Source organism: Pontibacter sp. HJ8 (assembly GCF_054824225.1).
The window spans coordinates 1-12318 of record NZ_JSYF01000026.1 but is presented as its reverse complement, the minus strand read 5'-3'; the positions used below and the strand labels follow the sequence as shown (position 1 = coordinate 12318).

Sequence of the window (12318 nt, the reverse complement as noted above, 5' to 3'; positions counted from 1 at the left end):
ACAGGTATAGCCAGACTAACTTACAACAGAAGCTACGCTAGGTATAGCTTGAGCCAGGTGCATTTTGTGGACGCTCCACTGTTCGAGCGTTCAGCGAGTGGGGGTAGGGGCCCTCGATTTGGAGCGTCTTGATTTTTTTGCTTACTTTTTTCATCAAGAAAAAAAGTGAGGCCCCGCCGGCCAGGCGAAGCAATGAAACAAAGCTAGTAACAAATTGGATGAAGCTCCAGCTACGCAGCAGGTATAGGTATAGCAGCCTGTACCAGCGAGAGGTTCTCCAAAAATCGATTACAACTACTACACAAGGTATAGGCAATGAACGAACTATACCTTCGCCCTAGGCCAGAGGCCCCACGATAGCGGACACAAGCGAGGACGCTCGCGCCAGTATACACGACATTTTTGCTGCCTCGCACCATCCCCCGTTAAACCATCCCTGTTGAGTTGCCTCTAAGGCATACCTGTATTTCCCGGAAATTATTTAATTTTAAAGAACCATTCAAAACGCTAATCAATAGCCCAACCTTTACAATGAAGAACCTCTTAGTATTGATGGCCCTGTTCGGTGCCGGCCTCAGTCAGGCCCAGGCACAGCAGCAAGCCACAAAAAAGCCCCTCACACACGATGTATACGACAGCTGGAAAGGCGTGGAAGGAGACAAGATCTCCAACAACGGCCAGTACGTGTTATTTAACGTCAATCCGCAGGAAGGCGATGGTGCGCTCTACATCAAAAGCTACGCCAGCAATGCCATGAAAACCTTTGACCGGGGCAGCAAAGCTGAATTTACGAATGACAGCCGCTATGCAGTATTCCAGATCACGCCGGAATATAACAAGGTACGTGCGCTCAAGCTGAAGAAGAAAAAAGCCGACGACCTGCCCAAAGACTCGCTCGCGATCGTGGCACTTGAAAATATGCAGGTGGTAAAGGTGCCACGGGTGAAGTCGTATAAGCTGCCGAAAGAAGGAAACAACTGGGTGGCCTATCAATTGGAAAAGCCACTTCCCGTAAAGAAAGAAGCTGCTAAAAAAGAAGAATCGAAAACCGTAGCGGCTGTACCTGAAGCGCCAAAAGCCGAAGCCGCCAAAACTGTCGCAGCCAAACCGGCAGCCAAAGGAAAACCAAAGAAATCGGAAGGTACGGAGCTGGTGCTGCGCAACCTGCAGACAGGGCAGGAGCAAAAATTCAACCGCGTGGTAGACTATATGTTCTCCGAAAAAGGTAACATGCTCTACTTTGTGAAGGATGAGCTGGATTCCCTGCACAAGGCGGGTGTGTTTGCAGTCAGCACATCTGACTTGAAAGTGACGCCGATCGATACGGGCAAGGTATCCTATAAAGGGATTAGTGCAGACAAAGCCGGTGAACAACTGGCCTTTGTGGCAACAATGGACAGCGTAGGAGCCGAAATCCGTTATTTTGGCCTCTACCACTGGAACAAAAAAGACAACAAAGCCATTACGCTGGCCGACACCGTATCCAAGGGGATGCCAGCCAACTGGATGGTGAGCGAGCACGGCAACCTGCGTTTTTCGGAAGATGGCAAGCGCCTGTTCTTCGGTACGTTCCCGCGCCCGACCCGCTACGAAAAAGATACCACCAAACTAGAGGAAGAGAAAGTGAACCTCGATATCTGGTCGTATAAAGATCCGCTGATCCAGCCGATGCAGCTCAAGCAGCTGAGCCGCGACCAGAAACGCTCTTTTTTGGCCCTATATGACCTGAAGGGAAAGAAAATGCAGCAGCTGGCGACCCTCGAAATGCCGGACGTATACCTGGACGCTTACGGACAAGGCGATGTGGCGCTGGGTGTGAGTGACGAGAAGTATAAGCTGACCATCGGCTACGACACTCCAACCCGTAAGGACGCTTACCTGATCGATCTCAAAAAAGGCACTAAAAAGCAGATTTTGACCGAGACCCGTGGCTTTCCGCGCTTGTCGCCGATGGGCAAATACGTGTACTGGTTTGAGCCGACCGACAGCAGCTGGCATGCGATGTCTGCCAAGGGAGGCGCCAACCTGAACCTGACGAAGAAAGTCGGGGTGCCGTTCTACGAAGAAGACAACGACATGCCTGTTTTGCCGGGCTCTTACGATATGGCCGGCTGGGTAGAGAAGGATGATTACCTGCTGGTATACGATCGCTTCGACATCTGGAAACTGGACCCGAGTGGAAAGAAAGCCCCGGAAAACCTGACGGACAGGTATGGCCGCACCAACAAGCTGCGCCTGCGCTACGAGCAACTGGACAGCGAGGAGAAATTTATACCTGAGAACGCCACGCTATACCTGAGCGCGTTCAGTTATGTTGATAAGTCAGGAGGATTCTTCCGCGATTACGTGAGCAAAGCAACGCAGCCTGAGAAGCTGGTGATGAGCCCGCATTCTTACCCGGCATTCAAAAAAGCTAAGAACGATAACCGCATCACTTTCCGCCGTGGCTCCTTCCGGGAGTACAGCGACCTTTATACCACCGACGCAAACTTTGCCAAGGCCGAGCAGCTGAGCAACGCCAACCCGCAGATGAGCGAGTACCGCTGGGGCAATGTGGAGCTGGTAAACTGGAAATCGACGGATGGGGTGCCGCTGGAAGGCCTGCTGTTCAAGCCCGAGAACTTTGACCCGAACAAGAAATACCCGATGCTGGTCTACTTCTATGAGCGTTCCTCTGACGGGCTCTACATGCACCGGCTTCCTGCACCAAGTGCCTCTACCATCAACATTCCCTACTATGTGAGCAACGATTACCTGGTGTTTGTGCCGGACATCGTGTACATCGACGGGTATCCGGGCGAGAGTGCCATGGACTGCATCATACCGGGCGTGCAGCACTTAGTGGCGCAGGGCTTCGTGGATGGAAAGAACATGGCCCTGCAGGGGCAAAGCTGGGGTGGCTACCAGATCGCTTACATGGTAACCCGCACCAATATGTTCAAAGCGGCAATGGCCGGAGCGCCTGTGTCTAATATGACGAGTGCTTACGGCGGTATACGTTGGGGTACGGGCCTGAGCCGCCAGTTTCAGTACGAGCGCACGCAGAGCCGCATCGGCGGCACGCTGTGGGAGAAGCCGATGCAGTTCATCGAAAACTCGCCGCTCTTCTATGCAGACCGCGTGAAGACGCCACTGCTCATCATGCACAACGACCAGGACGGGGCTGTGCCGTGGTACCAGGGGATCGAGTATTTTATGGCGCTGCGTCGCCTCAACAAGCCGGTTTGGATGCTGGTCTACAACGGCGAAGACCACAACCTGGTGCAGCGCAAAAACCGCAAAGATCTCTCGGTGCGTATGTCGCAGTTCTTTGATCACTACCTCAAAGGTGCTCCCGTTCCGAAGTGGATGGAACAGGGCGTTCCTACCATGGTGAAGGGCAAGGAGTACGGCTTTGAGCTGATCGAGCCACAGGTATCTTCAGCACCGAAGGAGTAGGGGCTAATTTTGAACACATAAAAAAGGGGAGCAACCAACTGGTTGCTCCCCTTTTTTATGATCCTGCAGCGTCAGATTATCTGCTGCCTTTGCCCTGGTTGGCTACTTTAAGCTGGCCACAGGCGACAGGTATAGTCGGGTCATAAACTCCATTCACATACATGCCGTGCAGCACGATCACATTGTTCTGCAGAGGTCTTGCCGCCTTGGTGATCGCATAGGAGTTCATGAAATCAACCATGCGCATCGCATCGGCTGTCGGATAAGGCGTGAGCGGCACCAGTACCGAACCATAGAAAGGAATGCCTTCTACCAGGCTGATCAGGCCATCGCCGTTTGTGTCGGCAGACATAGGCGGGCAAACCGAATTCTGATTGGTTGTCACAAAGCCGTGGATGTGCTGCATGTGTTCCATATTAGGTGTCAATCCGGAGGCCTGCAGGTATACGTTCAGCATATCGCCTGTCAGCTCAATGGTGGCCATACCGCTCACACCTGATCCGTTCAGTTCCGTCAGCTGCACAGTATAGGTTTGGTCCAGGTTCATCGATTTTGTCTGATGTGCTTCCTGCACTCCCTGCGCAGCTAAGCCTGCTTCAGGCGCTACCTCAGACTGCTCACAGGCATTGAAACTAAAAAGGATGGCAGCTGCTGCTACATAGCCGATTGTTTTTTGGATAATGTTTTTCATAAGTTTTATTGAATTTTATTTAGACAGTTTACTTACGAGGTATAATCATCAAACTGAAGAATTGTTTACCAATACCGGGTGAGTAGCTTACTTTATTAAGTGAAGCGCTGCTATTAACTGGCAGATGTAAAATCCAATGTTCCGGTGGTAGGTATCCGTGTTAAAACATCAATAGAATTTAACAAAGAACTGAGTTGAAAGATATTTGGCGAAGGCGGGAATCCAATCAGGCTAACCTTCCGGATCGAGCCGCTATACCTTGACGATATGACCTATACCTGCCCGTTCTAAATAGGGAAAGTTGGCAGTAGCTGCATCTTTGAAAGGATATCTCTGAGGCTAGCTCAAAGGAATTGGGGGGTATTTGTTAAAAAGTTATAAAAACTTGTATTTGTGTAAGGCGTTGTTTAGTTTCAGCTATCTCTAACCTAATGGAAAAGAAGCTTGAAACGTCGTGACTTTATGTACCTGGCCGGGCTCGGAGCAGGTGCTCTTATGCTGCCCATTCCCGTACTGGGGAATGATGTTCCTCCGGAGGTATTCCTGGAGCAAATGGATGTAGCGCTTAAAAAGCAACTGGCTGATGTTGCCCTCAACACGGCCCGTTCCAGCGGCGCCTCCTATGCCGACATCCGGATTGGCCGCTACCTGAACCAGTACGTGATCACCCGTGATAACAAGGTCGAAAATACAGTTAATACCGAATCCTACGGGGCAGGTATACGCGTGATAGCGGACGGGGCCTGGGGCTTTGTGGCTGCCGATAACATCACGCGCGACAACATAGCCGCTATGGCCAAGCAGGCCGTAGCCATTGCCAAAGCCAATGCCAAACTGCTGGAACAGCCGGTGCAACTGGCACCGCAGCGGGGCTATGGCGAGGTGAACTGGAAAACGCCGATCGAAAAAAATGCCCTGGCTATACCTATCAAGGAGAAAGCCGACCTGCTGCTGGCTGCCAATGCCGCGGCCATGAAGAACGGCGCCAACTACATGAACTCGCTGCTGTTCCTGGTGAATGAGCAGAAATATTTTGCCTCTACCGACGGCTCGTACATCGACCAGGATGTGCACCGCATCTGGCCGGTCTTCACGGCCACTGCCATTGATCCTGCCACCGGCAAATTTGAAACCCGGCAATCACTGAGTGCTCCGATGGGGATGGGCTACGAGTACCTCGATGGCCGCAAAGAAAGCAAAGTTGCCGGCGTGACCACCCTCTATGGCAAACACTACGACATCGTAGAGGACGCCACGGCAGCGGGCAGGCAGGCGGTTGAAAAGCTGAAAGCGAAATCCGTAGAGGCCGGCAAGTACGACCTGGTACTCGATCCGTCCCACCTGTGGCTGACCATACACGAGTCGGTGGGGCACCCGCTCGAGCTGGACCGCGTGCTGGGCTACGAAGCAAACTTTGCCGGTACTTCCTTCGCAACCCTTGACAAGTGGAAATCCAAGAACTTTAAGTATGGCTCCGACAGGGTACAACTCTTTGCAGATAAGCTACAGCCGGGCTCACTGGGCGCTGTCGGCTACGACGACGAAGGCGTGAAAACCAAGCAGTGGGACCTGGTGAAAGACGGTGTACTGGTAAATTACCAAGCCACACGCGACCAGGCGCACATCATCGGCGAGAAAGAATCGCATGGCTGCAGCTATGCAGACAGCTGGAGCTCGGTGCAGTTTCAGCGCATGCCCAACGTATCGCTGGCAGCAGGCAAGACGCCGCTCAGCGTGCAGGATATGATCAAGGATGTGAAGAAAGGCATCTACATCATCGGGGATGGCTCCTTTTCCATTGACCAGCAGCGTTACAACTTCCAGTTTGGCGGGCAGCTCTTCTATGAGATCAAAAACGGGCAGATCGTGGGGCAATTGCGTGATGTGGCTTACCAGAGCAACACCCAGGAATTTTGGAACTCCTGCTCCGCCATCTGCGACGAGCGCGACTACCGGCTCGGTGGCTCCTTTTTTGATGGAAAAGGCCAGCCCATGCAGTCGAGCGCTGTTTCGCATGGCAGCTCCACCACACGTTTCAATGGGGTGAATGTGATCAACACGGCGCGCAAAATTTGATTTGAGTCGCGAGTTCTGAGTGCTGAGTCTCGAGTTATACCTGCTGAAGGTGTTTGCGCTATACCTCGAGAATCTAACATTCATGAACAAGCGAGCTTCACAAATCTTATTGGCAACCCGATCATTGATCACAGTGAAAAGAGAATAACTCAGAACTCAGAACTCAAGACTCAGAACTCAGAAAGATATGGCCATATTTACAGAACAACAGGTGCGTGAGATCATGCAGAAGGTACTGCAGTTTTCCAAGGCCGACGAGTGCGTTGTGAGCCTGCAGGGAAGCAACAGCGGCAACATCCGGTACGCCAACAATGCAGTGTCCACGAGCGGCGAGAACAGTACGACCGGCCTGGCGGTAAATTCTGCTTTTGGCAAAAAGACAGGTATAGCCACCATCAACGAATATGATGATGCGTCCCTGGAGAAGGTGGTACGCCGGTCAGAGGAGCTGGCCCAACTGGCGCCGGAAAACCCGGAGTATATGCCGATCCTGGGGCCACAGAAATACCTCAGCTCAAAAGCATTCTACAAGAGCACGGCAGAATTTTCTCCGGAGCAACGTGCGGCGGCTGCCGCGGCCAGCATCCTGCCGGCCCGCGAACGAAAACTAAAAGCGGCCGGTTTCCTGCAGCACAATGCCGGCTTCCAGGCCATGCTCAATACCAAAGGACTGTTTGCCTACCACCCCAGCACGGATCTGGAGTTCTCGGTGACGGTGCGCAACGAGGCAGGTACCGGCTCAGGGTACGCCTCCCGCGGGTACAACGATATCACCAAACTCAACACGGCTGCGGCTTCTAAAATTGCCATGGACAAAGCTGAGGGTTCTGCCAAGGCGGTTGCCCTGGAGCCAGGTAAGTATACCGTTATACTGGAACCTGCTGCCGTGGCGGTTTTGCTGGAGAATATGTTCTTTAACATGGATGCCCGCAACGCCGACGAAGGGCGCAGCTTCATGAGCAAGCAGGGTGGTACAACAAAAGTAGGAGAGAAGCTGGTGGATGCGAAAGTAAACATCTATTCAGACCCGACACACCCGGAGTTGCCGACTGCTACCTGGAGTGGCGACGGCCGGCCCCTGGAGAAGGTGCACTGGATTGAGAACGGTGTTGTCAAGAACCTGTATTACTCCCGCTTCTGGGCAGATAAAAAAGGAGTCAAGGCTGTGCCCATGCCCAATAATGCGATCATGGACGGTGGCAAGGCGTCGCTCGAGGAGATGATCAAAAACACGAAACGCGGCATCCTGGTCACACGCCTCTGGTACATTCGCTCCGTAGACCCGCAAACGCTGCTGCTGACAGGCCTTACCCGCGACGGTACTTTCCTGATCGAGAATGGAAAGATAAAGCATCCGGTGAAAAACTTCCGTTTCAACGAAAGCCCGATCATTATGCTCAATAACCTGGAGGAAATGGGCATTCCGGAGCGTGTCGTCAGTGGAGAGTCGAACATCAACTACATCCTGCCGCCGCTCAAGGTACGGGACTTCACGTTCAGCAGCCTCTCCGACGCAGTGTAGAGCATACTTGGAATAATTTTTATCAAACATTTTTGCCAGAAAACACGAAAGCCGCCACAGGTATACCCGTAGCGGCTTTCGTGTTTCACTTTACCTCCCAAATTCCCAAACTCCCAAACTTTCTAACTCTCTAACTCATCCATATCCTTCCAATGTCTCCAGTGGCTGCGCTGTACGCATAAACTGTCCGGTCCCAAAGGCTACTTCCTTGCCTTTTTCATTGTAGAGCGTGGCTTCGGCTACGAACAAGCTTTTACCTTTGGAACGCACCGTGCCGACTGCTCTCAAAGTGCCGCTGCTAACAGGGCGTAACAGGTTGATCTGAAAAGAGGAGGTGACAAGGAACACATCCTGCACCAGGGAAGCTGCCGCAAAGTAAGCCGCATCATCCAGGAGTTTAAAATAGATGGACCCATGAATGGCCTGTGCTCCGTGAAAATAGCTGGGATCAACCGGCAGGGTCAGCTCTGCCTGCCCATGGTTTACCGCAATGCTACTGCCCTTGATCAGGCTTTGTATGTTGGCTTTATGGTATAGCCGCTCCAGGCGCCCGAAGTGCTCTTCTGCTGTCATTTGTATTTATGTTTTGCCACAAGTATACAAAATACAAGAGGGAACTTATGCTGATCAAAGAAAAAGAGCCAAAGGCAATGGTTGCTTTTAAGACTATTTAGTTTCTAGATGCAATCATCCAGTTCGACCAGTTTAGTCTTGCCTTTTTTCGTAAATTACTTTAGGCAGGCTTCCATCACTCTGACGCTGTGAACAGAATCGTTAATGTTGATAGAAGTGGGATTACAGAGCCAGTATTGACCAACGCGGACTACCGCCGCATGGGGATAGAATTCCTGCCATCTCAAGGCTTATGAACGTTATACCTTTACTATATCGCACCATGGATCGCTATCAGCTAATTTTTGAAACCTGGGACAAGCTTGCGCTGGTTTACCAGGAGCATTTCATGGACGTGCACCTCTATGACGATACCTATGACAGGTTTTGCCACTTAGTTGAAAAGCCCGGTGCACGGATCTTCGAGATCGGTTGTGGGCCCGGAAACGTAACGCGGTATATTTTATCCAAACGACCTGACTACAAACTAGAGGCAATCGATTCGGCACCAAGCATGATCGAGCTGGCCAGAGCAAACAATCCTGCAGCAAATTTTACGGTGATGGATTGCCGGGAAATAGATAAATTGACGGATACATACGATGCTATACTTTGTGGCTTTTGCATGCCTTATTTAGCAAAGCAGGATTGTGCCAAACTCATAAAAGACACTTCATCCTTGCTCAGCCAGGGGGGCATACTCTACTTCAGCACAATCGAAGGCGACTATAGCAGATCAGGGTATGAAACGAGCAGCAGCGGACAATATAAACTGTATGTTCACTATCACCAGGAAGATTATTTGCTGAAAGCGCTGAAGGCTAATGGCTTTGAGCTTACAGACCTGATACGAAAGGAGTACCTTAAATCAGACGGAACATCTGAAATGCATCTGATTTTTATTTCAACTAAAAATTAAAAGCATTGGGAAAGGTATAGCGAGAACAATTTATGTCGTTCAACACAAACCATTTCAAGACTTATTGCCTGAGAATCAATTACCGTTATGCTGAACAACATAAGAACAAATTCTGAAAACAGTGATTTCGTAGAACTGGTGAAATTACTGGATGCAGATCTTGCCATCCGGGACGGGGAAGACCATTCCTTTTATGATCAATTCAACAAGATTGACAAAATAAACCAGGTGGTTGTGGTGTATGAAAATGAAAAGCCGGTGGGGTGCGGAGCGATAAAAGCATTCGGATCAGATGCTATGGAAATCAAGCGGATGTACGTTTTGCCTGATAGCAGAAAAAGCGGCATTGCATCGATGGTCCTGGCGGAGTTGGAAAAGTGGGCAAGTGAATTAGGGTATGCCAGGTGCGTACTCGAGACAGGCAAAAAACAACCGGAAGCGATCGCGCTTTACAAAAAGAACGGATATAACCTGATACCGAATTACGGGCAATATGCCGGAGTAGAGAACAGCTTGTGCTTCGAAAAAGAACTGAAGCAAAATGCAAGCATTTAGCTAACAGATCTCAGACAAAGCCGCAGGTATACAGGTATAGCAGGGCATTAACTGGCACACTTTTTTAGGATATCTGCGGTCTTTCGCACAGGACTACAGTACGATGAATTACCCTTACGGACCCGGCGTAAACCATCTTGAATTCTGGGTGAAAGATCTGGAAGAATCGCTGCGTTTCTACGGCGAATTATTTCCGATGATTGGCTGGTATGCGCCGGCACGAAATATATTTTAAGGAAATGCCTCTTGCTTTTCACGACAGCCTGGGCGTGCGGCATATTTGTTTTCACGCTGTCAGCAGAGCGGTGGTGGACCAGGTAGGAGAGTGGCTCAAAAACAGAAAAGGCGACCTGCTGCGAGGTCCGCAGGAAATGCCGCTATACAGTGTTTCATACTATACCGTTGACTTCCGCGATCCCAACGGATTTGTGCTGGAGGTTGCACATACACCGGATATAAAACTCTGAGCTGACGCGTTGATAATCAGGTAGAAAAAATAAAGGCAGCTATACGCTAGCTGCCTGTTTTCATAGTTATATTTTGCACCATGACACTATATACTCTAATACAAAAAGTAGGTTGTGAATAGCTAAAAATTATGGTCTAACTTACAGAGCCCTTGGTCATCATGCGCTGTTTAACGGTAGACGTACAAATGCCTGCGCCTTCCATTTTCAATACCGCCATCTCTTCGATCAAAATGCGGAATTCTTCCAGGCCTTTGTCAAAATTTGTGTGGTTGCCCATCAGGAAAACAAACTCCTGTTCTATCTCGATCCAGGTACTGATATCGGCATGGTTGTGCTGTATCCGCACTTCCAGTTTGTCGAGCGCATTGGCAACTTTTGCCTCATAGGTTTCCTTCTCTTCAAACTCATGCCAGAGCTCGTAGAGCTCCTGTCCTGTAGAAGCACTCAACTGTTGGCGCAGGTTTTCGATTGCCTGTTGTTCGCGTTGCTGTTTCCGGAGTTTGATGTTTTCGTCTACTAAGTTAAAGGCCGGAATGTCTCCCGCTTCGGCCTCCACCAGGTCATGCAGGATGATCATCTTTAATAGCCTGGTCATGTCTACCGGGTGCTCCAGGTATGGCTCCAGCAAGATGGCCATCAGGCTCATGCGCCAGGTATGCTCGGCCACGCTTTCCTGGCGGCCATTGGAAAGCCAGCTGTGGCGTAGTTCAAATTTAAGTTTCTCAGCTAGGGTGAGCACCTCCAGCACTTTTGTCAGCTTCTCTCTCATGCACGTTTTCCGATTTTTGCAAAGGTAAAGCTAAAGAGATTCAGGTTCCGGATTATACCTGCTTCGCTTTTGCCTGATCCGCTGCATCTTCAGACCGCAACTCTTTTACCCGGTCTTCAAAATAGGCGTCCTGCTTGCCCTCACCCAGTACAGCTACTTTATGGAAAAGCTCCACAAGTTCTTCCCCATGACTTACTTTCTGGCCCTTGCGCACATCAATATAGGCAAACCGCGTCCAGATGACAGAGATAATGCTTCCGGTTTCAAGGTTCACCATTTGCCCTTCCATCAGCAGATCCGTGTCGTTGAACCAGCGCAGGCTGGTCTTTATTTTTACTGTTTCCATGAACTTCACTTCGCGCAGGTAGGCAATCTGGTTAGAGGTTACTACCCAGGCTTTGCCTGTCGTCTTGGCCAAAGCATATATGTCCAGGCCATAGTTGTCGCGCACCTGGTCTTCGCGTGCATTCAGGTAATAGTCGATGTAGCGGCCATTGTTCAGGTGGCCGAAAGGGTCGCAATCCTCAAAACGGATGAGTGTCTTGCTTTCCAGTACTTGCTTGTAGTTGCTTTCCATTTAAGTTTCATTTGTTATAAAACAGACCGATCGGTTTGTTTTTGGTTAAAAAAATATTACTTCATGAGGTTATCGGCAATCATGTGCTCCAACTGCTGCAGTACCGTGTGCAGGTACCTGGCATCTCCATAGGCCTTCGATACCATGATGCCTCCTTCTACCATGCTCACAAACAGAATAGCAAAGCGTTCGGCGTTCGCATCTGCTCTGAATTCACCTGTGTTTATACCCAGCTTAACGATATTGGCAACAGACTTATGAAGCCGGTTCAGCACCTGTATAACCTTGGCCCGGAGCAGGGGATGGGTGTCATCGGCCTCCACGGCTGTGTTCAGCACCGGGCAACCACCTGCGATAGGAGGCGATTGCAAGTATGTTCTGTAAAATGAAAGTATAGTGGCCAGCTTTTCAGAGGCTTTCTCCTGTCGCGCGATTTTGTCAGCGATCAGCTGCACAATGATTCCGGCGGCATGATCGAAAGCTTCCTGCATGATTTCTTCCTTGCTCTCAAAATGACCGTAGATGCCTCCTTTGGTCAGGCCTGTGGCAGCCATGATATCCTGCATGGAAGTCCCCGCATACCCTTTCTGATTAAAGAGTTGTGCCGATTGTTCTATGATCAGCTGGCGCGTCCGTTCTGCTTTGCTGGTAACTGCTTCCATAGGTGTAAAATAAACCAATCGGTTTAT

General features: G+C 50.4%; 11 protein-coding genes. 6 read left to right on the top strand and 5 right to left on the bottom strand.

Going from position 1 to position 12318, the window contains the following annotated elements; translation table 11 throughout:
• The first annotated feature begins 531 nt into the window (after positions 1-531).
• On the top strand, positions 532-3438 hold the full coding sequence (locus OB13_RS01395; protein WP_461488354.1) for a S9 family peptidase: 2907 nt from the start codon (positions 532-534) through the stop codon (positions 3436-3438).
• Between the two features lie 76 nt (positions 3439-3514).
• On the opposite strand, the gene OB13_RS01390 is transcribed toward OB13_RS01395, so the two are convergent.
• Complete coding sequence (locus tag OB13_RS01390; RefSeq protein ID WP_461488353.1) at positions 3515-4129, bottom strand: hypothetical protein; 615 nt, start codon at positions 4127-4129, stop codon at positions 3515-3517.
• 444 nt (positions 4130-4573) lie between these two features.
• Here OB13_RS01390 and OB13_RS01385 point away from each other — a divergent pair, with 444 nt between their 5' ends.
• Together OB13_RS01385 and OB13_RS01380 are read left to right on the top strand one after the other, a co-directional pair.
• The gene (locus tag OB13_RS01385) at positions 4574-6205 is read left to right on the top strand and encodes a TldD/PmbA family protein (RefSeq protein ID WP_461488352.1); all 1632 of its coding nucleotides are present in this window, start codon (positions 4574-4576) and stop codon (positions 6203-6205) included.
• Positions 6206-6392: 187 nt separating this feature from the next.
• A complete protein-coding gene (locus tag OB13_RS01380; protein ID WP_461488351.1) occupies positions 6393-7727 on the top strand; it encodes a TldD/PmbA family protein in 1335 nt (444 codons plus the stop codon).
• A 135-nt stretch (positions 7728-7862) separates the two neighbouring features.
• On the opposite strand, the gene OB13_RS01375 is transcribed toward OB13_RS01380, so the two are convergent.
• A complete protein-coding gene (locus OB13_RS01375; protein ID WP_461488350.1) occupies positions 7863-8300 on the bottom strand; it encodes a PaaI family thioesterase in 438 nt (145 codons plus the stop codon).
• Positions 8301-8592: 292 nt separating this feature from the next.
• On the opposite strand from OB13_RS01375, the gene OB13_RS01370 reads away from it, so the two are divergent.
• The 3 genes from OB13_RS01370 (at position 8593) to OB13_RS01360 (ending at position 10280) form a co-directional block, all read left to right on the top strand.
• The gene (locus OB13_RS01370) at positions 8593-9258 is read left to right on the top strand and encodes a class I SAM-dependent methyltransferase (RefSeq protein WP_461488349.1); all 666 of its coding nucleotides are present in this window, start codon (positions 8593-8595) and stop codon (positions 9256-9258) included.
• A gap of 87 nt (positions 9259-9345) precedes the next feature.
• Positions 9346-9813, top strand: coding sequence for a GNAT family N-acetyltransferase (locus OB13_RS01365; RefSeq protein WP_461488348.1), 468 nt, complete (start codon positions 9346-9348; stop codon positions 9811-9813).
• Between the two features lie 239 nt (positions 9814-10052).
• Positions 10053-10280: a VOC family protein gene (locus OB13_RS01360; RefSeq protein ID WP_461488347.1), complete on the top strand. Its 228-nt coding sequence runs from the start codon at positions 10053-10055 to the stop codon at positions 10278-10280.
• Positions 10281-10416: 136 nt separating this feature from the next.
• Here OB13_RS01360 and OB13_RS01355 read toward each other — a convergent pair whose 3' ends face one another.
• Genes OB13_RS01355 through OB13_RS01345 form a run of 3 tightly spaced genes read right to left on the bottom strand, consistent with a single transcriptional unit; the run spans position 10417 to position 12291 of the window.
• The gene (locus tag OB13_RS01355) at positions 10417-11052 is read right to left on the bottom strand and encodes an HD domain-containing protein (protein ID WP_461488346.1); all 636 of its coding nucleotides are present in this window, start codon (positions 11050-11052) and stop codon (positions 10417-10419) included.
• Positions 11053-11104: 52 nt separating this feature from the next.
• Positions 11105-11629, bottom strand: a complete 525-nt coding sequence (locus OB13_RS01350; protein WP_461488345.1) for an acyl-CoA thioesterase — start codon at positions 11627-11629, stop codon at positions 11105-11107.
• A gap of 56 nt (positions 11630-11685) precedes the next feature.
• The gene (locus OB13_RS01345; RefSeq protein ID WP_461488344.1) at positions 11686-12291 is read right to left on the bottom strand and encodes a TetR/AcrR family transcriptional regulator; all 606 of its coding nucleotides are present in this window, start codon (positions 12289-12291) and stop codon (positions 11686-11688) included.
• Positions 12292-12318 lie beyond the last annotated feature (27 nt).